The organism is Halomonas sp. S3-1-1 (assembly GCF_023757625.1).
Taxonomy (GTDB): Bacteria; Pseudomonadota; Gammaproteobacteria; order Pseudomonadales; family Halomonadaceae; genus Vreelandella.
The window spans coordinates 363119-384275 of sequence record NZ_JALGBZ010000004.1 but is presented as its reverse complement, the minus strand read 5'-3'; the positions used below and the strand labels follow the sequence as shown (position 1 = coordinate 384275).

The following is a 21157-nucleotide window of genomic DNA, read 5'->3' as shown; positions in this document are numbered from 1 at the left end:
ATGCAAAATTAAGATGATTTCAATCATGTAATTAATGACGAAGAGGTTGCACCGCCAACGTCTAACTACCGTTCTGATTTAGAAGACCGGGGCCATGCCGGCTGATTGCAGCGCACTACGACGCTGCTCCATCCAGCCCTCGATGAAGGCATCCTCGTTCTGAGGTGCATCGCTTTTATAGCGTTGCCAGGTTTCCATGAGCAGCGTCTGTCGCGCGATCAGAGCTTGCTGATGTTCATCCATGGCGTCGGTCCAAATACCGGTATCGCGATAGTAATCCACCACTGCATCGTGAAACGGAATCACCCAAGCCATGTTCTGGTTTTCTAGCGCATAGCCGCTAGCGCCTGGTGCGTTGTCCTTATAATCGTCATAGGATTCGACCATCGTCGAGATGAGCCCGTGAACGGTCTCGTCGGCAAGGTTTGCGTTGCTGACGACGATAGGATAGGGATAGCTTGCACTGGCGAGCGGCGCACTTTGATCGATGCCGGCGCCTGAGGTGACCGTGTGAGGCTGAAAGTAAGGTGCTACTTCAAGCATCCTCTCCCAGCCCGCCGTGTCGTCGGCCGAAAGTACTGGCCATTGCAAACCGCGAGGGCTGGCGGCCAGGCGCTGCGCTGCCGGCGTGACGGTGGTGGTAATAGCCGCATCGGCGCGGCCGCTGATGATGCCATCGAAGGCGGCGTTATAGCCGGGAAAATCGACCCGCTCCACGTCATCCCAGGTAAGCCCGGCGAAAGCGAGGTACGCTTCGGCAGCCTTGTTGAGTGCATCGTCGCCGCGCAGGTAGGCAAGCCGCTTGCCTTTTAAATCGGCCAGCGTTTCGAGTTCGATATCGCCCGCTACCGCCATACCGAGACCAAAACCCGCCATGGAGGTAGTGATGACGCGAATAGGTTGCGGCCCCCAGTCTGGCCGCGCGAACATCATCACGCCTTCCGAGCCGTAGTAGCTGGCGATGCCGCAGGCGCAAAGATCCACGCGTCCCGTCTTGAGTGGGGTCATGCGCATGGTGTCGTTCTCCCCGGGAATCACCCGGGACTGCGTGCCGTACTCGCTTTGCAGAAGTTGACTGATGGCCATGATTTGGGCATTGGCGCTGGTGCCGGTTCCATAAGAGGTCCAGTTCAAGGTGGTCGGCATATCCGCACCGGCAAAGGGCATGCCCACCGGGCTTGCACAAAGCACGGCGACGGCAAGTGATCTAAGGGTTGTTTTCATCATGAACACCTTTTAGCTATTTTTATGATTGTCATTGTCATGCTTTTCGCGTTGCCAATACCGTTAGCCAGGCTGATGCGCCGGCTTTTGCCGGCGCTGGCTCAGGCGGGCGAGCAGTACGCCGGGTACGAGCGCGGCGAGCGCCAAACCGATAAGCTCGAGTTGGCTCAGCGGCACCAGGCCGCCACCAGGTAGTGCCAGCAGCAGCCCTGCCAACAGCACCAGGGTGCGAATGATGCTCTCCTGCACAACGCCGTAGCCCAAACGGCCCACCCCGATTAAATAGCCCTGCATGGCGGAAGCGAACAGCACGATGCCGATGACCGCTTGCACGAATACGGCCAAAATCAACAGCGGCGCGCCTTGCATGATCAGTGCCGGGTTGAGTACGAACAAAAACGGAATGAAATAGATCACGCTGCCCAAGCGCATGGCCTGCAGGCCGGTGGCCATGGGGCGGGCGCCGGCCACCGTGGCGGCGGCGAAGGCGCCGAGCGCCACTGGCGGTGTGATGAAACTCAACATGCCCCAATAAAGAATGAACATGTGTACCGCCATTGGATCCAGCCCACCGCCTTGAATCAGCGCCGGCGCCAGCGCCACGGCCAGGAAGATATAGGCCGCCGTCACGGTCATGCCGATGCCCAGTACGAAGCTTGTAACCGCGCCCATGATCAACAGAAGTGGGACGCTGCCGCCGGCGATGTTGATGAAGTCGTTGGCGATGGTACCTGAGAGACCCGTCATGGAAAGCGCGCCCACCAGCATGCCCACGCCAGCGAGTATGGCGATCAGCTCTGCAAAGAGCTTGGCCGCTGAAGAGAGCGTGTCGGTCACATCCGACCAGCCCCAGCGGTTGTGTTTGGAGAGCTGGTTGAGTACTAAAAGCAGCGCGGTGGCGTAGAAGGGCGCGACGGCTTCGCGTTGCATGACCAGCAGCATCCAAACCAGCAGGGCGAAAACGAAGACGAAGTACCAGCCCTCCTTCAGGGTCTGTTTTAGCGAGGGCAGCTCGATCTCGGGCAGGCCTTGAATGTCGTTGCGCGCGGCGTAAGCATCGATCTGTATGAACAGCCCCAGAAAGTAAAGGATCGAGGGGATGACCGCCGCTAGCGCCACCGCCGAGTAAGGAATATCCAGAAACATCGCCATAACGAAGGCGGTCGCGCCCATGACCGGCGGCATCAGCACACCACCGGTCGAAGCGCAGGCCTCGACACCGCCGGCAAATGACCGGCTCATGCCGATACGCCGCATTGCCGGAATCGACAGCACACCGGTTGTTAGAACGTTACTGATCACGCTGCCGCTCATCGATCCCATCAAACCGCTCGAGAAGATAGAAACCTTGGCCGGGCCGCCGCGCACGTGACCCAGAAGCGCGAAGGCGAGGTTGATGAAAAACTTGCCGCCGCCGCTTTTCTGTAGCACTACGCCGAACACCAGAAAACCGATGACCAGCCCCGCGAAGGCCTGCAGCGGCACGCCCATGATGCTCTCGGTGCTCATGGTGTGGTACATCGCGGTCTGTTCGAGCGTCGAGGGAAACGCCTGAATCGGACCGGGCACTTTATCCGCCACTAGGGGGTAAAGCGAAAAGACCCCGGCGATGATAGCGATCGGCAAGCCTCCGGCACGGCGCGCCGCCTCGATGATCAATACCCAGTAGGCGTAGCTTGCGTAGATGGCGATCTCTGGGGCCGAGAATGCCCAGCCGCGCTCCAGAATGGGTACGGCGTTGTAGACGAAGTAGCCGCCCACGATCAGGGTAACGGCGCTGAGCAGATAGTCGTACCACGGTATTGGCTGCTCCTGTCGGCTCGCGCTCAAGGGCCAAAGTAGAAACACCAGCGGCAGTAGCAGCGCCACCACGGCGTAGTAGAACTGGGTCTCAAGGCCGGTGACGAAGGTCAGAAGCCCCATATTGAACAGGTAGTCCAGGGTCATCAGCATCAGAGCGACGGTGACCGCGGCGGGGATCCAGCGAAGCGCAGCGGGCAGCTCGCGAATCTGGCTGATCTTCTCTTTTACCTGCCCATTCTGGTGGGCAGGTGGTGTCTGGGTAGTCATAGGGGGTCGTCCATCAGCAGGGGCGGCGAGCGCCGCCCCGGGCGAGTCACTCAAAAACCGGTTCGAAGCCGGCGTCGCTTAGCGCGGTCGCACGTGCAGCCATCCACTCTGAGGTGAAGGCATCGTCATCGTCGGGTGCATCCTGCATGAACGTCTCCCAGGCTTGCATCAATACCTGCTGGCGCTCGACCAATTGGTCCTGGTGCGCTTGAAGGTCATCGTTCCAGGCGCCGGTTTCCTTGTAGTACTCGACTACCGCATCGTGAAACGGCACCACCCATTCCAGATCCTGGAATTCCAACGCGTAACCGTTGGCACCAGGGGCGTTATCCTTATAGTCGTCGTAATGCTCCTGAAGCGCGCGGATCAATCCGTAAGCAACGTTGTCCTCCAAATCCTGATTGGCGACCACGATCGGGTAGGGGTAGCTGGCGCTGGCTAGCGGATTCTCCGGGCTGATACCGCCGGCGCCGGCAGTGACTTCATGAGGACGGAAATAAGGGGCAACGGCGGCCATGCGTTCCCAGCCCGCTTCGTCGTTTGGATCCAGTACCGGCCAACTGATGCCGCGGGGGCTACTGGCAAGCTGCTGGGCAGGCGGGGTGACGGTGGTGGTGAACGAGGCGTCCACGTCGCCGGCGATGATGCCATCGAAGGAACGCGCGTAGCCGGGGTAATCCACCCGCTCTACGTCATCCCAGGTGAGACCACCAAAGGCCAAATATGCTTCGGTGCCCTTGTTAAGTGCATCGTCACCGCGGATATAGGCGATACGCTTGCCGGCAAGATCCGCGGGCGTCTCGACGTCCAGATCCCCGGCCACCGCAAGCGACAGCCCGAAGGACGCAGTCGAAGTCGTGATGACACGAATTGGCTGCGGGCCCCAATCGCGGTCGGCGAACATCATTACGCCCTCGGCGCCGTAGTAGCTTGCGATACCGCAAGCACAAAGATCGACACGCCCCTGTTTGAGCGGTGTCATCCGCGACACGTCGTTTTCGCCAGGCAGTACGCGGACCGACGAGCCGTACTCGTTCTGTAGCATGTTGCCGATGGCTACCGCTTGGGCGTAGCCACTGGAGTTAGTGCCGTAGGCCGTCCAGGCCATGGTACCCGGGAGATCGACCTCATTGGCGAGCACGGGGCCGACGAGCGAAAGAGGTAGAGTAGCGATGAGCAGGCGTTGAGTAAGCGAGCGCATGGAGAGCTCCTTTATTGTGGTTATAGGCCGATATGGCGATTTGTATGTTACATTTAGTTACTTGTTGTTCCGCTAAGCGGTACTTCGTTTTGCATATTTCAATTGATAGTAGAGATACCTTGCGACCAATGTCAACGTCAACGTTTGTAGGGCCGGGTAAGGGGAGGGAGACGTAAAAAAGCCAGGTGTTACCCGGCTATTCAGTGTTCAGGAAGCGTCAGAAAAATTCGCGCCAAGCGGTGTAGGTACTCAGAAACACCCGTCCGGTAAGCGCATCCAAGAAGTCGCTCTGCTTGAGCCGATCCATGACCGGGCCCTTCACTTCCGAGAGGTGGAGTTTGACGTTGGAGTCTTTTAGGCGTGCGTTGATGGCATCCAGACTTTCGAGTGCAGAGGCGTCGATCAGGTTGACCGCCGAACAGATCAGAACTACGTGTTCGATTTCCGGGCGGCTGGCCACCAGGTTATAGACGGTATCTTCTAGGTAGCGCGCGTTGGCGAAATAGAGGCTCTCGTCAATGCGCAAGAGCGCGGCGCTCTTCGGCGCCTGCACATCGTGGCGCTGGATATTGCGAAAGTGCTCGGTGTCCGGCACTCGCCCTACCAGCGCACTGTGTGGCCGGCTGGTGCGGTAGAGAAATAGCGCAAGTGAGAGCGTTACGCCGCCGATAATACCCGCCTCGACGCCTTCCACCAGCGTCAGCACGATGGTGAGCGCCATGGCGGCAAAATCGCTGCGCGAATAGCGCCAAGTCTGGCGCAGCATGGGAATGTCCACCAGGGTTAAAATCGACACCGTGATGGTTGCCGACAGCGTGGCGATAGGGAGATAAAACAGCCAGCCGGTGAAAGCCAGCGTGACCAGCGCAATGCCCAGGGCAGTAAAAGCGCCGGCGGCGGGCGTTTGCGCGCCGGCATCGAAATTGATCACCGTGCGCGAAAGCCCGCCGGTCACCGGCATTCCGCTGGCCACCCCGGCGGCCAGGTTCGCCGCGCCCAGGCCCACCAGCTCCTGATTGGGTGAAATGCGCTGGCGCCGCTTGGCGGCGAGCATTTGCCCCATCGAGACCGACTCTACAAAGCCTACCAGGCTGATCAGCAGTGCGGGAATAAACAGCGCTTTCCAGAGCGCAATGTCGCCCAGCGGAAGGCTGAGCGCGGGAAGGCCGCCGGGCACGTCGCCGACTACGGCCACGCCTTGTGACGCCAGATCCCAATGCCAGCAGACGAGCGTAGTCACGATCACGGCGAATACCGGTCCCGCTTTGGTCAGAAGATCCGCAAGCCCCGCTGGAACGCCGATTTTTGCAAACGCCCGTTTGCCAAATCGGCGCATACCGACCAAAAAGAGCAGTGTGCCCACGCCGATCACGACCGTGAAAACATTGATGGATATCAGGTTGGGCGCAAGCGTCATGACGCGCTCGACGAGGGTAAAGCCGCTGCTCTGGATGCCCAGCAGGTTTCCAAGCTGGCTGGCGGCGATCAAAATGCCCGAAGCGGTCAAAAAGCCGGAGATGACCGGATGGCTCAAAAAGTTGCTAAAAAAGCCCATGCGCGCAATGCCCATGCCCACCAAAATGAGCCCGGATAGCAGCGACAGCACCAGCGCTGCCTCCAGATATAGCGCGGAGCCGGGCTCGGCGACCGCGCTCAGCGCCGCGCCGGTCATCAGCGCGATGATCGCCACGGGCCCGACCGCCAGCGTACGGCTGGTGCCCATTAAGGTATAGAAAATCTGCGGCAGAATGCTGGCGTAGAGCCCCACCACCGCGGGCAGGCCGGCCAGCAGCGCATAGGCGAGCGACTGTGGAATCACCATGACCGTCACGATGAGCCCGGCCAATAAATCGGCGCTAAAAAGCCCTCGGTGGTAGTGCGGCAGCCAAGTGAGGATGGGGAAGTAGCGCTTGAGCATAATGATTTTCAGCAATTGAATGGGGCGAACATTGAGGGTAAGGGATAATCTATTTTAAATCAGCGCTTATAGTCCGACGTTTTAACGTTAGTGCCAATTAATGACTCACCGCTCCGGCGTTTTGACGCTCATACGAGATACCTTAACGTTATTTGAAATGCTGCGATTCTGCTGAGAAAGATGGTAGCCATTAAAGGTCATGAGAGTGCTCTTGCTTATCAAGCTTGCGTTGGCGCTGGCCGAAAATGCAGCCTAGCCATGAGCGCATGATCGGCAGCAAAAGAAAAAGCAGGGTCAGGATGAAAAATGCCAGAGCGATGGGGTAGTGCAAAAATGCAAGGAAATCACCCCGGGTGATGATCAGTCCTTGGCGAAGGCTCTGTTCGATCATCGGGCCAAGTACAAAGCCTATGACGATAGGTGCGAGGGGAAAGCCTCCATAACGTAGTAGAAACCCGGCAACGCCGGCGCAGAACATGATCAATAAATCGAAGGTGCTCGCGTTTATGCTGTACGTGCCAATGGCAACCAGTACCACGATAGCGCACAGCAAAATGGGCTCAGGCACTTTAAGGATACGCGAGAAAAGTGGCGTCATTAACGCACCGCATACGAATAGCAGCGCGTTGGCCACCAGCAGCGCCATGAAGATGAAGTTGATCAAATCGCCCTGCTCGATGAACAGTCGCGGCCCCGGCGTAATGCCTTGAAGCGCCAGCGCCCCCAGCATGACGGCGGTTATGGGGTCACCCGGCACGCCGAGAGAGAGCGTAGGCACCATGGCGCCTGCAGTAACGGCATTGTTAGAGGCCTCCGAGGCAATCAGCCCGTCGGGCTCGCCATTGCCGAAATTGGCGCGTCGCGGCGAGCTGCGCTTGGCTTCTGCATAGCTCACCATCGAAGCCGACGTCGCTCCCACACCGGGCAAGCAGCCGACCCAAGTCCCGATCAATGAGGATTTGAGCAGGACACTCCAGCGATTTCGAAGCTCGCCAAAGCCTGGGAAGGTGAAGCGTGACTTTCCCGCCTTGACGCTTTCGACCGAGTAAAGCTTGGAGGCTCGCCAGAAAACTTCCGACAGCGCGAAGAGACCGACCAAAAACGGGACCAGCCCGATACCTGCCGAGAGCTCGAAAGAGTTGAAATCGAAACGCAGGGCGCCGGTTACGGTGTCCTGCCCGACCACGGCCACGAATAGGCCGGTCAGCGCGGCCATGAGCCCCTTGATCATGTCTTCTTTTGAGACGCTAACGATGCAGGTCAGGGCAAATACGCCCAGGGCGAAATACTCGATCGGACCGAATTTTAACCCGACGCGTGCCAGCAGCGGTGCGGCAATGGAGAGGATGAGCGTGGCGATGATGCCGCCGATGGCCGACGCCGTGGTCGCCCAGCCCAAAGCCAGATCGGCCCGACCCGAGCGCGCCATCGGGTAGCCGTCCAGTACCGTAGCCGCCGCTTGAGGCGTGCCCGGCGTATTAAGCAGAATCGCCGAGATAGAGCCGCCATAAACCGACCCACAGTAGAGGCCTAGCAGTAAGGTGATGCTTGCGCCTTGTCCAAGAACGAAGGTCAATGGGAGTGCCATGGTAATGGCGAGTACCGAGCCAAGCCCGGGTAGGGCGCCGACGATGATGCCTACCACCGTGGCGACGAAGAGCGAAAGCAGCGCCTCCGGCGCCAGTAGCAGGTGTAATCCAGCCAGGATTGAATCCATTGCAAAGACTCCTGTGAGCCAGCAAAACCGACTAGCCTGCCAGCGTTGGCAGGCCAGGCCCGGGAGGGGTGATGTTGATCAGATAGTGAAAGCCGTACCAGACGCAAGCTACAAAGCCGATACTCACCATGGTCAGTACGAGAGGTCGACGAAACCCTAGTAGCCAACTGGTTAGTGGTATCAATACAAGGCTTGCCGGAACGAACCCGGCTTTCTGAAATAGCGCCAAATAGACCCCGGACGTTGCGAGTACTATCAGTACGGGCTCAAAATCCAGTGAAGGTACGCGCCGATGGCCACGCTTGAGCGCTTCACGCAACATCAGTGCCCCGGAGCAGATCGCCAGCAAAACCAGCAGTAGCTTGGGGTACCACATGGGGTCGCTGGAGATACGACTTGCGCCGGTGCCAGTTACCGTGCTGATCCAGAAGAGGTAGCCCGCACCGGCAAGAAAGACGGCACCGTAAGTGATGTCGAGCAGGCGAGCTTTCATTTTTCACTCTCCCTTGAAAACGGTTTCGATCAGTTGCGCGTTGGTCTCGGAAATACCGCGAACGTACGCTTCGAAATCGTCCGGGTCTCGAAAGTGAACGTCGGCTCCCAGATCCTCAAGGGTCTGTGCGAAACGCTCCGCGTAGACGACACTTTGGCAACTTTCAACGAGCCGGCTCTTGACCCCGTCCTCGAGCCCTTGGGGCGCAACCAGACCGCCCCACCATGCAGCGGTGATGTCGTAACCCTGTTCAATGGCGGTTTCGACCTCGGGCAGCGATGGCGCGGGTTCCTCACTGAACACACCGATAGACGCGAGCCCGCGATCGTTGACCACGTTGGTCATCGACATGTATAGATCGATATGGCCACCCAGCAAAGCGGTCGCTGCGGGCGCATCGCCGGTGAAGGGGACGTGCTCGAGTTCAATATCGGCAATTTGTAGGAACTGCTCCATGGCCAGATGCATTAACGTTCCAGGCCCCGGCGTACCGTAGGTCAGCTCGTTAGGATGCTCCTTGGCGTAGTCGACCAACTGATTGAGATTCTCGAAGGGTGAGTCCGGCTTGACTGCCAGCGCCATGGGGCTCGAGAAAAGCTGGCAGATGTAGTCGAATTGATCCAGATCGTAGGGCGTTCTGCGCATATGCGGTTGGTTGACAAGCGTTGCCGCCGGCACGACTCCCAGGGTGTAACCGTCCGGCCGCTCGCGGGCCAGCGCCGCAACGCCGATGGTACCGGCACCGCCGCCCCTGTTATCGACCACCACGTTCTGACCCAGCGTTTCGGCCAGTTCGCGTGCCGTAGCGCGGGCCATCAGATCGGTACTGCCGCCGGCGGGGAACGGCACGATGACCTTGACCGGTTTGTTGGGATAGTCCTGGGCCGAGGCCAGCGGCACAATGGCCACGAGCGCAAGGCTTGTGAGCAAACGGCGTGTGTTGTTCTTGAATTCGGTTTTCATTTTTGTGCTCCACTATGGCGTTCGTTGTTGTGTTGTAGATAAAACCTGCAGTAGTGGTAAAACGCTATGCGACAGACTGATTTGGGTTAGCTTGTGCGAACGAACGCATCGACGATCCGCGCACCATCTCCTTCTGGTAGTACGATCAACGGGTTGATGTCGATCTCGGTAAATCGCTCCGACTCGGCCATGGCCAGTTCGGAGAGCTGTACGAGAGTATCGACCAGCGCTTCGATATCGCCGGGCGGGCGGCCTCGCGCGCCTCGCAGTACGCGACTGATACGCGTGCTGTCGATCAGGTCCTGAGCCTGGCGTCGATTGATGGGGGCAATCGCGAACGCTACATCCTCGAATACTTCGGTATAGACGCCGCCGGCTCCCACCATGATCACCGGGCCGAAACCTGGATCGTTGACCGCCCCCAGGATCACTTCAGTGCCACCGCTCACCATTTCCTGAATCAGTACGCCTTCGAAGGCGATATTCTCTCCAAGGGTGGCGGGCAGGCGGGCCAGTCGCTCGAAACCTTCCTGAACGCCCTCGTCGCTGTCGAGTCCGACCAGTACGCCGCCCGCATCCGACTTGTGCGCGATATCCTTTGAAAGGATCTTCATCACCACGGGGTAGCCGATCTCTTGCGCCGCCGATACCGCTTCGTTTGCGTTGGATGCCACCACTTCCCGAGTGACTGGCAGGCCATAGGTTTGCAGCAGCTGCTTGGCGCTGTATTCGTTGAGTGGCTTGGCATTGTCCGGCGCTTGATGAGGACGAACCTTTGCGGTTTCGTGTTGTGCGAGCGCGGCAGAGGTGAAGCGCCAGATGGCACCAAAGCCCCGGGCGCTGCGAACCGGCGAGCCATAGCGCGGAATATTGGCGTCTTCGAGGATTCGGTAAGCGTCATCGGCGGTGCCAGTTGGCGCGTTCCAGGCAACCAGAATGGGAACATCGGACTCCGCAGCGACCTGGGCGATCTCCTCGGCGATGAGCGTAGCCACTTTGCCCGATAGGGCAGCGAGGCAGAGCCCAAGCATGTCAACGGCCGGGTCCTTGATCACTACCCGCAGCGCGGTGGCGAAACTGGACGGGTCGGAAAGCACGCCGGCGGTGATGTCCATCGGATTCGAAAGGCTCGCAAAGCCCGGGAGTAGCGGGCGCAGCTCGTCGAGCGTTTGCTCGCTGAAGTCCGGTAGGGTCAGCTCCTGTTCGGCGCAACGGTCGGCCATGGCGATGCCGGCACCGCCCGAGACGGAGAGCACCGCTACGCCGTTTCCCTTGGGTCGCTTGTTGGTCAGGAGTGCCCGCACGCAGTCCGCCATGTCGCCGACATCGTTGGCACTGACGATGCCGAACTGGCGAAACGCCGCTTCGTAATAGGTAGAGGCGCCGGCCAGATTCGCCGTATGTGACGAGGCAGCGCGGGCACCGGCGTCACTGTTGCCCACCTTCCAGAGTACTACGGGCTTGTTGCTGGCCAGTGCTTTCTGGCCTAGCTGACGCAGCCGGTAGGCATCCTGGAAGCCTTCGACATAGCCGGTCACCACTTGGGTTTGCGGGTCGTCGATGAAATACTCAAGGCAGTCGAGCGAGGTGGTTTGGGCTTCGTTGCCGGTCGAGATGTAGTGGCGAAACCCGATGCCTTCGTCGCTGAGCGCCATCAAAAGGGAGTTGCCGAACGCGCCGGACTGCGAGCTCATGCAAACCCCGCCTTTATGATAATCAAGCGAGTAGGGGGTGCCGAAGCCGATGCGAATGTTCTCGGCAATGTTCATCAACCCTTGGCAGTTGGGGCCGATCAGTGTGATTCCCGCAGCGCGGGCTACGCTGCGAAGCTCGGCCTGGGCGGCGTGGCCCTCATCGCCGGTTTCGGCAAACCCGGATGAGAACACGATAGCGTAGGGGATGCCCTTTTCACCGGCCGCCTTGATCATATCGAGAGCGCGGTTTGCGGCAACGGCGATGACAATGACATCCGGCGCCTCGGGCAGGTCATCAATGCTCGGATAGCAGACCAGGTCAGCCACACGGTCGTATTTTGGGTTGATAGGATAAATATTGCCCGCATAGCCCGCGTCGAGCAGGTGCTTGATAGGCTGTCCGCCGATCGACTCCAGGTTGGTAGAGGCGCCCGCCACCGCGATGGATCGGGGCTCGAACAGCCGCTTCAACGAGCGAGGCGGGGTATTCGAATCGTTAGGCGTACTCATGGCGACTCCTTGAGCGTTAGGCGGGCGATATTGAGCTGGTGAATCTGGCTGGTGCCTTCGTAGAGGCGGAACAGGCGAACGTCGCGATAGAGCCGCTCGATGCAGCTGTAGTCCGCGACGTAGCCGGCGCCCCCGAATATCTGCACGGCGCGATCGGCGACCCGGCCACACATTTCAGAGGCGAAGTACTTGCACATCGAGGCGGTCATCTTGACGTCCTCACCGGCATCACGCTCTCGGGCGGTCTGCAGGATCAAGGCGCGCGCGGCGTGAATTTCTGTCTGGCAATCGGCAATCAGTGCCTGCACGAGCTGGAAATCAGCGACCGCACGGCCGAACTGCTGGCGCTTTCGTGCAAAACGCGTGGCCTCGTCAAGCATGCGAATGGCCGGGCCCGTGCATAGCGCCGCCAAGTGAAGTCGCTGCTTGTTGAGGACCTTCATCGCCGTCTTGAAACCGACGCCTTCCTGCCCACCAATCAGATTTGCCGCAGGCACCAAACAATCATTGAAATGGATTTCCGATACCGGCGAGCCGGACTGTCCCATCATTTTGTAAGGCTTGCCCGTGGTCAGCCCGGGTGTGTCGCGCTCGACCAGAAAGGCGCTGATGCCGCGACTGGACAGGTCGTTTGGATCGGTACGCGCCAATACCGTGAACAAATCGGCGATCGGGCCGTTGGTGATATAGCACTTCTGACCGTTAAGCCGGTACTGATCGCCTTCGCGCACCGCCGAAGTGGTAAGCGCCGTGGCATCGGAGCCTGCCTCGGGCTCGGTGAGCGCGAAGCTGCCCGTCATCTCTCCCGAGGCGAGTTTGGGCAGATAGCGCTTTTTCTGCTCCTCGGTGCCATCCGCGACCAGCGCCTCGGAGCCTATGCCAGTGTTGGTGCCCACCCGCGCGCGAAAGGCGGTCGAACACTGCGAGAGTTCAAGTGCGCCACGCACTAGTTCTTCGGTGGTGAGCCCCAAACCGCCGAACTCTTCGGGAATGCTCCAGCCAAAGAAGCCGCGCTCACGCATCTCTTTGACCAGATCGTCCGGCACTCGGTCGAGCTCTTCGACCTCTGCTTCCCTTGGAATGGCTACCTCTCTCACCCAGCGGCGAACGTCCGCCAGTAGGGCATCCAGGCGTTGCTGGTCGCGTATCATCAAGTCTCTCCTTGTGATTGTTGTGCGATACAAACCGCTTGCGGCATCACTCGAATGCAAGCGGCGGTATGTAAATGGCGTCAACCTCTCTGACCAGACGCTCGCCGAGCGCGTGGGCCTTGTCCGCAGGCGCCCGGGAAGAGGGCATCATCAAGCTGAGCACCGCGCGCATTCTGCCCGAGGCGTCGCGCACGCCCGCGGCCACTGCCGTTGCACCCTCGACGCGCTCGCCGAAGGAGAGTGCGTATCCGCGCTGGCGCGTGGCAGCGAGCTCGTCGCGAAGCCGGTCCCTATCGGGCACGTAGTCGGTCAGTCTGACAAGGTCATCGCGCGCCAGCAGCGCCTCCACCTCAGGGCTCTCCATACCGGCGAGCGCCGCCTTGCCGGCCGCGCCCAGATGAAGTGGAAACGAGCTTCCAATATCGAGCACGTAGCGCAGTGGGTGGGGGCTTGGCAGAACCGCCGAAAGCACCTGGTGGTGACCGGCCAGATTGAAAAGCGACACGGTCTCGCTGGTATCGGCGTGCAGGCGCTGCATGGCAGGCCCAACGATACGGGCAAGCTCGTTGCCGTTGAGCAGCGGCCGGCTCAGTTCGAGCAGCGAGTAGGCCAGGCGCCACTCGGTACCGTTGGGCAGCGCCTCGACCATGTTCTCTTCGACGAGCGTGGCCAAAAGCTCGTCGACCAACTGGGGTTCGAGCCCGGTTTGAGTAGCAAGCCACGGCGTTCCCGACCCCCGGTTGTCCGTCGAGGCTAGCGCGCGCATTAGCGCAATGGAGCGGCGTATGGCGCTATGGCCCGACGAGGGCGCCAGACGCAGGTAACGTTTATCGTTGGGGCGCCTGTGCACGTAGCCACGTGCTTCAAGGGTTTCCAGCGCGCGAAAGACGATGGGTGTGGCTTCATCGAGCGCCTTGGCGATATCGGTCAGCGACACCGGCTGATCGGCGCTTTCGACCAGTTCAAGCACGTCCAGCGCTCTCGAGAGCGATTGAAGTCGGTTTTTTTCTGCTTTCATTTACGTTCTCCGTATTCGATTACGTTAAGCGTAATTTTTTCGCTGTGCAAATGTTTTTACTAACCCGTTAGCGAAAACTCTGTTAGCTAATAAAACGAAGGATATTTACTCCCAAAGTGTTACTTCTCTCAGGCTCTAAAGCGGGTAAATTTGAGCATTAATGAGCTGGAAAAAGTTGCCGCAATTTCATGAAGACGTTTGAGCCTAAGGAGCATGATCCATGCGGCTGATTGAGTGGCTGATCCCCGTTGCGTTAACGGTACTCGCGTTTTGGCTGGTGACACTAGACGCTGCTTATGTCTACGCGGCGCCGGTCGTTGGCGGATTGGCGGGCGCACTCTTGGTTTCGAATGCGTTTAAGCGGGTATTGGGTGCACGACACCCTGTGCCGACGCGTTTACGACATTTGAAGGCGCTTGCCGACTATATCTCGCTCAAGGCGATGGCCTACCGGCTAATGGGACGAGCCAGCAGTACGGCGATTGCCTCGGCGCAGGTTTCGCACACCGCCGATCTGATGGATAAGCGGCTGCTTAACCAGGAGCGCATGGCCAGCGAAGCGGCGTCCAGCATGGCGTCGATCAACGCAACGATTTTACAGGTCAGCGCCAGTGCGACGCGGGTCGCCGAGCTCGCCGAAAAGGCGCGCCATGCAAGCCATCACCATCAGTCGAGTCTGTCGGCGATCGTCGAAGACATGAACGACGTGGCGAAGCAGTCCGTCGAGGCGCTGGACGAGCTGGCCGCGCTTAACGACCGGATCGAGCGAGTGCGTAGTGTGACATTAATGATCGAAGCAATTTCCGAGCAAACGCATCTTCTGTCGCTCAACGCGTCGATCGAGGCGGCCCGCGCCGGTGAACATGGCCGCGGTTTTGCCGTCGTGGCCGGCGAAGTGCGAAGCCTGGCGCAGAAGAGCTCTGAAGCAACCCAACGAGTAGACGAGCTGGTGCGCGACATGCACCAGAGCGGTCAGCGGGTGATCTCGACCATGAACGATCTCATGGCGCGGGTTCGCGAACGCTCCAAAGGCATGCAAGCAGTAGGAATAGGGCTTGATGAAACGACTCGCGAATTCGATGACGTCGGGGAGGAGATCGGCGGGGTGGCCCAGTCGATGGAGAGCACGAAGGCCCATAGCGAGACGGTGACCCGAACGCTCTCCCAGCTCGAGCGCGATGTCGACGAGGGAAATCGCGATATGCACGACCTGGCGGTTCAGGCGCGTGAGCTGATGGCCGCCGCCGAAGGTGTGGATGGCGAGCTTGCCCAGCAGCGCCTGCACGGTCGCCATCAGGCGGTTTTCGCCGCCGCGCGCGACAGTGCCAATTGCATCCAGGCTTTGTTTGAAAAAGCGATCGCCCGCGGTGAACTCACCCGAGAGGCGCTGTTTGCCCAGAAGTACCAACCGGTACCTGATACCAACCCAACGCTTTACCGAACCGGCTTCGATACCTTCACCGATGCCCACCTGCCCGCGCTTCAAGAGCCGCTGCTGAAGGCGCTGGGGGTGAACTACGCCATCGCCTGCGACCGGCAGGGTTACGTACCCACTCACAACGCGGCGGTGAGTCGTACACCCACCGGCGACCCGGCCCACGATCTGAAGTATTGCCGCAGCAAGCGAATTTTCGACGACCCGACGGGCAAGCGCTGCGGCGCTCATACCCAGCCGCTACTGCTGCAAACGTACCGGCGCGATACTGGCGAGATCATGCATGACCTGTCGGTGCCGATCTTCGTCAACGGCAAGCACTGGGGCGGTTTTCGCGTGGGCTATCCACCCGAGCACACCGAACACGAGCACCGCAAAGAGCCCAGGCCCATGGCGGTTGCCTCATTAAGTTAAGCGCCAGCGCGCGGACGTGACTGCCAGGAAGACCAGGAGTAGAGCGCAAGCCCTAGCCAGATCATGATGAACGTAATGAGCTGGATGGTGCCGAGCGGCTCGTCGAACACCGTCAACGCTATCAGAAACTGCATGCTAGGGTTGATGTACATCAAAAAGCCGATGGTCGACAGGCGCAGCCGCCGGGCAGCGCCGGCAAAGGCCAAAAGCGGAAGCGCCGTGGCGACACCACAGCTGATCAACAGCGCACTCGTCGGCGCATCCACCAGAAAGTGCGAAGCGCCTTGGGCGCTGAGCCAGGTCAGTGCGAGCAGTGCCAGCGGCAAAAGCAGTAGCGTTTCGACGAACAGCCCCGAAAGGCCGTCCAAGGGTACTTGCTTGCGAAAGAGCCCGTAGCTTCCAAAGCTCAGCGCCAGCATCAGGCTGATCCAAGGGAGCTCGCCCAACGTCAAAAGCTGGATGACGATGGCGATGCTCGCAAGCCCGAGGGCGGCGAGCTGCGTTCTGGCCATCGTTTCACGCAGCACGATCACTCCGAGCGCAACGTTGACCAGCGGCGTCAAGAAATAGCCAAGGCTTGCCTGCAGCACTTGGTGGCTTTCCACCGCGTAGATATAGAGGCCCCAGTTGGCGCCGATCAACACTGCGCAAATCAACACCCGCCCCAGCCGCTTGGGCGCTCTCAATGCGCTCATGACCGGCGACCAGCGCTTGAGCAGTGTAATCACCCCGATCAAAAACACGCAGGACCAGACGATGCGGTGAATCAACACCTCAAAGGCGGGTACGCCTTCAAACAGCGCGAAATAGAGCGGAAAGCAGCCCCACAGCACGTAGGCGGTTAGCCCAAAAGTGACGCCTTTAACGGCTTCCGGATCGCGCGCGGGTGCAGAGAGCATGACGGCCTCATTATCAAAAAATGCTAATCTATCACACAATATTGAATACATCGGCAGAGTGACAAGGAGATATCCCATGGCCGAGTTGAAAACGAGCCTGGTTCAGTGCGATCTGCGCTGGGAAGACCCAAAAGCCAATCACGCCCACCTTCAAGAGCTGCTGGGCGAACTCGACGGTCGCGATACCGACCTGATCGTACTGCCGGAAATGTTTGCCACCGGCTTCACCATGAACTCCCGCGACATGGCCCAGCCCATGGCGCAGAGCGAGAGCGTGACCTGGCTTTTGGAGCAGGCGAAGGCGCGCGACTGCGTGATTACCGGGAGCGTGGCGATCGTCGATGACGGTGAGTATTACAACCGTATGATTTGGGCCACCCCGGACGGCAAGGTCGACTATTACGACAAGCGCCACCTGTTTCGCATGGCTGGTGAGCACGAACGCTACGGAATGGGCCGCGAGCGTAAGCTCGTCGAGCTCAAGGGATTTAAAATTCTGCTCAGCGTTTGTTATGACCTGCGCTTCCCGGTCTGGTCGCGCCAGCAGCCGGGCGAGGGCGAGCACTTCGAGTACGACGCGCTTTTGTGCGTGGCCAACTGGCCGGCCCCGCGACGCAACCCTTGGCGCACGCTGCTTCAGGCCCGCGCGGTGGAGAACCTGAGCTACGTAATCGGCGTCAACCGCGTCGGTGAAGATGCCAAGGGGCTCGCCTACAGCGGCGATTCGATGCTGGTCGACTTCAAGGGCGAGCCGCTTATCGACCGGCCCGCCAATAGCGCGTTCATCGACACCGGAGTGCTCGATAAAACCGCCCTCGATGAATTTCGCGAGAAGTTTCCCGCTTGGCAGGACGCGGACCGCTTCGAGCTGCTGCCGGGAGTCGGTCAGTAATGCGTCTGGATCGTTTTCTCAGTGAAACCACCGAACTTACACGAAGCCTGGCCAAGCGCGCGCTCAAAAACGGCGAAGTGACGCTCAATGGCGAGCCGGTCAAGCAGGCATCGATCCATGTCGATACCGCCCAGGATGTCATCGAATTGAACGGCGAACGCTTGGCGCTGGTCGGGCTTCGCTACGTGATGCTCCACAAGCCCGAGGGGGTCGAATGCACCGCGCGGCGCGGGCTCTACCCGCGCGCCGTTGACTTGATCGAGCTTCCCAAGGCCGACCGGCTGCAGCCGGTCGGGCGGCTTGACGTGGATACGACCGGGCTTTTGCTGTTGACCGACGACGGGCAGTGGGCCCACCGCATCACCTCGCCGAAGCACCGCTGTGCCAAGGTTTATATCGCTGAGCTTGCCGAGCCCGTCGAAGGGGCCGCGGCAGAGCGCGCCGTTGCGCAAATCGCCGAAGGCGTGCTGCTCGATGATGACGAAACGCCCACCGCGCCGGCGACACTCGAATTTTTGAGCCCGACGCAGGCATCGCTTTCGATCACCGAGGGGCGCTATCACCAGGTCAAACGGATGTTCGCTGCACTCGGCAACCGGGTGGAAGCGCTTCATCGTCAGTCGATTGGGCCGATCGCCTTGCCCGACGAGCTCGCCCCGGGTGAATGGCGTGAGCTGACGGCGGAGGAAATCGACCGCTTTTGATGTCGGGTTTATGTCGGTGTCAGCCCAAACGCTCCTTAGGGAGCGTTTTTTATACCGTTATCTTTCTGTTTGGTTTTACAGAAGATAACGAGCTTTGGAGTAGTAATCGTGTGACAAGCTATGACGATCTGGAAAACCGGTAGTTAAAAGCGTTGGGTGGACAAGCGGCTCAAAGAAAAGCCGCCAATCCAGCGCCCGCTAAATCTCCTGCGGTTCGAGCTGAGCGGCGTCGAGCAGCGCGCGGGTGTAGGCGTGCTGGGGGCTTGCCAGCACTTCGTGCGTGGGGCCCTGTTCGACGACTTCGCCATCCTTCAGCACCATGACGCGGTGCGCCATGGCGCGCACCACGGCCAAATCGTGGCTGATGAACAGGTAACTGAGCTGGCGCCGGGCCTGCAGTTCACGCAGTAGCGCGATAAGCTGCTTTTGCACCGTGCGGTCCAGCGCCGAGGTCGGCTCGTCCAGCACCAGAAGCTCGGGCTCCAGAATGATGGCACGAGCCACCGCGATGCGCTGGCGCTGGCCGCCGGAGAACTCGTGGGGGTAGCGGGCGGCGCAGCTTTCGGGCAAGCCCACCTCCTTGAGTGTATGCGCCACGCGGCGCGCGATCTCTTCCTTGGGGAGCTCCGGGTAGTGAAAGCGCAGGCCTTCGCTGACGATATCGAATACCGGCATTCGCGGTGATAGCGCCCCGTAAGGGTCCTGAAACACCATTTGCAGGCGGCGACGCTCGCGACGCAGGGCGCTGCCATCCAGCGTGCCAAGCGGCGTCTCGCCCAGGGTGATCTCGCCCTGGGAGGGCACCAGGCGCATGATCGCCGAGGCCAGCGTAGTCTTGCCGGAGCCAGATTCGCCCACCACGCCCAGGGTTTCCCCCGGGGCGATGTCGAGATCCACCGTTTTGACCGCCTCGAAGGCGGGGCGCTTTCGTTTGAAGAGCCCGGCGGCAGGGCGCTCGAAGCGCACGCTGAGCCCGCGGGCCCGCAAAAGCGGCTTGGTGGCGCTGACCGGCACCGGTCGCCCGGCGGGTTCGGCATCGATCAGTGCTTGGGTGTAGGCGCTTTGCGGGTGGCGGAAAACCTCCCCCACGCGGCCGGTCTCCTCGACGCGGCCCGCCTTCATCACGCACACTCGCTCGGCGAAGCGGCGCACCAGGTTCAAGTCGTGGGTGATGAACAGCATGCCCATGCCGTGCGCGTCGCGAAGCGCTTTCAATAGCGCCAGAATTTCCTGCTGTACCGTCACATCCAGCGCGGTGGTGGGTTCGTCGGCGATCAAAAGGGCCGGGTTGTTGGCGATCGCCATGGCGATCATAACCCGCTGGCGCTGCCCGCCGGAGAGCTGGTGCGGCCAAGCATTCAAAAGCTCGTCGGCGCGGGGCAATTTGACCTGCTCCAGAAGTTCCTTCGCGCGCCGCTGGGCGGCTTGGCCTCTCAATCCCTGGTGCAGGCGCAGTGTCTCGCCCAACTGCTTGCCGATGCGGTGCAGCGGATTCAGAGAGGTCATTGGCTCCTGAAACACGAAACCTACGCGGCTGCCTCTGAGCGCGTTCCACTGCGCTTTGCTTTGGCGGTTCAGGTCGGTGCCCTCCAGCCAGCGTTCGCCGCTCACCCGGGCGTTGGCGGGGAGCAAGTCGATCGCTCCCAGCGCCGACACCGATTTGCCCGAGCCGGATTCCCCTACGATCGCCAGCGTCTCGCCGCGCTGAACCTCGAGCGAAAGCCCTTCCACCACCGGCTGGCCATCGAAGGCAACGCTGAAGTTGTCGAGGCGAAAAAGCGGTTCAGGCATGCGAGGCTCCCGGGGCGGGCGTGGCACCGTGGCTGACGTGGCGCGGATCGAAGGCGTCTCTTAAGCCCTCGCCGATGAAGACCAGAAGCGAAAGCATGATGGCAAGCGTCATGAAGGCGGTGATGCCAAGCCAGGGCGCGTGGAGGTTGTTTTTGCCTTGGGCTGCGAGCTCGCCAAGCGATGGCGCGCCCGGCGGCAGGCCAAAGCCGAGAAAATCCAGCGCGGTCAGTGTGCCGATGGCGCCGGTGAACAGAAACGGGATGAAAGTGAGCGTGGCGACCATGGCGTTTGGCAGCACGTGGCGCCACATGATGAGCCGTGAGGGTAACCCCATGGCTTTGGCCGCGCGCACGTACTCCAGGTTGCGCGCGCGCAGAAACTCGGCGCGCACGATATCGACAAGCCCCAGCCAGGAAAAGAGCAGCATGATGCCCAGCAGCCACCAGAAGCCGGGCTGCACGAAGCTTGCCAGAATGATCAGCAGAAACAGCACCGGAAGCCCCGACCAGATCTCGGTAACTCGCTGGCCGATCAGGTCCACCTTGCCGCCGAAATAGCCCTGCACGCCGCCGGCGAGCACACCCATCACGATCGACCCGGCGGTGAGCACCAGGGCGAATGCCACCGATAAACGAAAGCCGTAGATGACCCGGGACAGCACGTCGCGGCCTTGGTCGTCGGTGCCCAGCCAATGGCGCGAATCCGGCGGTGCCGGCGAGGGCCGGCTCATCTGCATGTCGAGGGTCTGGTAGGAGAACGGAATCAGCGGCCACAGCGCCCAGCCGTTCTCGTCGATCTGCTCGCGAATGAAGGGGTCGAGGTAGTCGGTGCGGGTCGGCAAAAAGCCGCCGAACTCGGTTTCCGGGTAGTCGACCAAAAGCGGGGCGTACCACTGGCCATCGAAGTGCAGGACCAGCGGCTTGTCGTTGGCGATCAGTTCGGCGGCTAAGCTTACAATGAACAGTAGGCCGAAGATCCAGAGCGAGACCCGCGCACGGCGGTTGGCGCGAAACGCCGCCAGGCGGCGCCGGGTAATGGGAGATAGGCGGTGGGCAGCGGCCAT

The 21157-nt window shown here is 60.5% G+C and carries 16 protein-coding genes; 3 read left to right on the top strand and 13 right to left on the bottom strand.

The genetic code is table 11. The features are described 5' to 3' along the window. Positions 1-78: 78 nt before the first annotated feature. The 10 genes from MQW23_RS14395 to MQW23_RS14350 all read right to left on the bottom strand — a co-directional run bounded on the left by MQW23_RS14395 (position 79) and on the right by MQW23_RS14350 (position 13959). A complete protein-coding gene (locus MQW23_RS14395) occupies positions 79-1224 on the bottom strand; it encodes a TAXI family TRAP transporter solute-binding subunit (protein WP_264297489.1) in 1146 nt (381 codons plus the stop codon). Positions 1225-1287: 63 nt separating this feature from the next. After that, on the bottom strand, positions 1288-3294 hold the full coding sequence (locus MQW23_RS14390) for a TRAP transporter permease (protein ID WP_252108886.1): 2007 nt from the start codon (positions 3292-3294) through the stop codon (positions 1288-1290). A gap of 46 nt (positions 3295-3340) precedes the next feature. Next, on the bottom strand, positions 3341-4495 hold the full coding sequence (locus MQW23_RS14385) for a TAXI family TRAP transporter solute-binding subunit (RefSeq protein ID WP_252108885.1): 1155 nt from the start codon (positions 4493-4495) through the stop codon (positions 3341-3343). A gap of 217 nt (positions 4496-4712) precedes the next feature. Beyond that, complete coding sequence (locus MQW23_RS14380) at positions 4713-6413, bottom strand: SulP family inorganic anion transporter (protein WP_252108906.1); 1701 nt, start codon at positions 6411-6413, stop codon at positions 4713-4715. A 190-nt stretch (positions 6414-6603) separates the two neighbouring features. Further along, positions 6604-8130, bottom strand: a complete 1527-nt coding sequence (locus MQW23_RS14375) for a tripartite tricarboxylate transporter permease (protein ID WP_252108884.1) — start codon at positions 8128-8130, stop codon at positions 6604-6606. A gap of 31 nt (positions 8131-8161) precedes the next feature. Then, on the bottom strand, positions 8162-8623 hold the full coding sequence (locus MQW23_RS14370; protein WP_252108883.1) for a tripartite tricarboxylate transporter TctB family protein: 462 nt from the start codon (positions 8621-8623) through the stop codon (positions 8162-8164). A gap of 3 nt (positions 8624-8626) precedes the next feature. Then, positions 8627-9586, bottom strand: a complete 960-nt coding sequence (locus tag MQW23_RS14365; RefSeq protein ID WP_252108882.1) for a Bug family tripartite tricarboxylate transporter substrate binding protein — start codon at positions 9584-9586, stop codon at positions 8627-8629. A gap of 86 nt (positions 9587-9672) precedes the next feature. After that, complete coding sequence (locus MQW23_RS14360) at positions 9673-11790, bottom strand: acetate--CoA ligase family protein (protein ID WP_252108881.1); 2118 nt, start codon at positions 11788-11790, stop codon at positions 9673-9675. Next, the gene (locus MQW23_RS14355; protein ID WP_252108880.1) at positions 11787-12941 is read right to left on the bottom strand and encodes an acyl-CoA dehydrogenase family protein; all 1155 of its coding nucleotides are present in this window, start codon (positions 12939-12941) and stop codon (positions 11787-11789) included. The genes MQW23_RS14360 and MQW23_RS14355 overlap by 4 nt, the downstream gene beginning before the upstream one ends. Before the next feature lie 46 nt (positions 12942-12987). Next, a complete protein-coding gene (locus MQW23_RS14350) occupies positions 12988-13959 on the bottom strand; it encodes an IclR family transcriptional regulator (protein WP_252108879.1) in 972 nt (323 codons plus the stop codon). Positions 13960-14179: 220 nt separating this feature from the next. Between MQW23_RS14350 and MQW23_RS14345 the strand changes: the two genes are divergently transcribed. Then, the gene (locus MQW23_RS14345; protein WP_252108878.1) at positions 14180-15808 is read left to right on the top strand and encodes a methyl-accepting chemotaxis protein; all 1629 of its coding nucleotides are present in this window, start codon (positions 14180-14182) and stop codon (positions 15806-15808) included. Here MQW23_RS14345 and rarD read toward each other — a convergent pair. Continuing rightward, positions 15805-16707 (bottom strand): EamA family transporter RarD, encoded by a 903-nt coding sequence (gene rarD, locus MQW23_RS14340; RefSeq protein WP_252108877.1) that lies wholly within the window; start codon positions 16705-16707, stop codon positions 15805-15807. The two genes, MQW23_RS14345 and rarD, sit on opposite strands and share 4 nt — an antisense overlap. A gap of 76 nt (positions 16708-16783) precedes the next feature. On the opposite strand from rarD, the gene MQW23_RS14335 reads away from it, so the two are divergent. Together MQW23_RS14335 and MQW23_RS14330 are read left to right on the top strand one after the other, a co-directional pair. Further along, on the top strand, positions 16784-17599 hold the full coding sequence (locus tag MQW23_RS14335; protein ID WP_252108876.1) for an amidohydrolase: 816 nt from the start codon (positions 16784-16786) through the stop codon (positions 17597-17599). Further along, a complete protein-coding gene (locus tag MQW23_RS14330; protein ID WP_252108875.1) occupies positions 17599-18303 on the top strand; it encodes a pseudouridine synthase in 705 nt (234 codons plus the stop codon). Before MQW23_RS14335 ends, MQW23_RS14330 begins: the two co-directional genes overlap by 1 nt. 198 nt (positions 18304-18501) lie before the next feature. Here MQW23_RS14330 and MQW23_RS14325 read toward each other — a convergent pair whose 3' ends face one another. Together MQW23_RS14325 and MQW23_RS14320 are read right to left on the bottom strand one after the other, a co-directional pair. Further along, on the bottom strand, positions 18502-20094 hold the full coding sequence (locus MQW23_RS14325) for an ABC transporter ATP-binding protein (protein WP_252108874.1): 1593 nt from the start codon (positions 20092-20094) through the stop codon (positions 18502-18504). Continuing rightward, on the bottom strand, positions 20087-21157 hold the full coding sequence (locus tag MQW23_RS14320) for an ABC transporter permease (protein ID WP_252108873.1): 1071 nt from the start codon (positions 21155-21157) through the stop codon (positions 20087-20089). The genes MQW23_RS14325 and MQW23_RS14320 overlap by 8 nt, the downstream gene beginning before the upstream one ends.

Coding starts and splice junctions, on each gene's coding strand:
- MQW23_RS14345 (WP_252108878.1), top strand. CDS start 14,180: ATGCGGCTGATTGAGTGGCTGATCCCCGTTGCGTTAACGGTACTCGCG.
- MQW23_RS14335 (WP_252108876.1), top strand. CDS start 16,784: ATGGCCGAGTTGAAAACGAGCCTGGTTCAGTGCGATCTGCGCTGGGAA.
- MQW23_RS14385 (WP_252108885.1), bottom strand. CDS start 4,495: ATGCGCTCGCTTACTCAACGCCTGCTCATCGCTACTCTACCTCTTTCG.
- MQW23_RS14375 (WP_252108884.1), bottom strand. CDS start 8,130: ATGGATTCAATCCTGGCTGGATTACACCTGCTACTGGCGCCGGAGGCG.
- MQW23_RS14360 (WP_252108881.1), bottom strand. CDS start 11,790: ATGAGTACGCCTAACGATTCGAATACCCCGCCTCGCTCGTTGAAGCGG.
- MQW23_RS14395 (WP_264297489.1), bottom strand. CDS start 1,224: ATGAAAACAACCCTTAGATCACTTGCCGTCGCCGTGCTTTGTGCAAGC.
- MQW23_RS14390 (WP_252108886.1), bottom strand. CDS start 3,294: ATGACTACCCAGACACCACCTGCCCACCAGAATGGGCAGGTAAAAGAG.
- MQW23_RS14380 (WP_252108906.1), bottom strand. CDS start 6,413: ATGCTCAAGCGCTACTTCCCCATCCTCACTTGGCTGCCGCACTACCAC.
- MQW23_RS14330 (WP_252108875.1), top strand. CDS start 17,599: ATGCGTCTGGATCGTTTTCTCAGTGAAACCACCGAACTTACACGAAGC.
- MQW23_RS14355 (WP_252108880.1), bottom strand. CDS start 12,941: ATGATACGCGACCAGCAACGCCTGGATGCCCTACTGGCGGACGTTCGC.
- MQW23_RS14350 (WP_252108879.1), bottom strand. CDS start 13,959: ATGAAAGCAGAAAAAAACCGACTTCAATCGCTCTCGAGAGCGCTGGAC.
- MQW23_RS14325 (WP_252108874.1), bottom strand. CDS start 20,094: ATGCCTGAACCGCTTTTTCGCCTCGACAACTTCAGCGTTGCCTTCGAT.
- rarD (WP_252108877.1), bottom strand. CDS start 16,707: ATGCTCTCTGCACCCGCGCGCGATCCGGAAGCCGTTAAAGGCGTCACT.
- MQW23_RS14370 (WP_252108883.1), bottom strand. CDS start 8,623: ATGAAAGCTCGCCTGCTCGACATCACTTACGGTGCCGTCTTTCTTGCC.
- MQW23_RS14320 (WP_252108873.1), bottom strand. CDS start 21,157: ATGGCCGCTGCCCACCGCCTATCTCCCATTACCCGGCGCCGCCTGGCG.
- MQW23_RS14365 (WP_252108882.1), bottom strand. CDS start 9,586: ATGAAAACCGAATTCAAGAACAACACACGCCGTTTGCTCACAAGCCTT.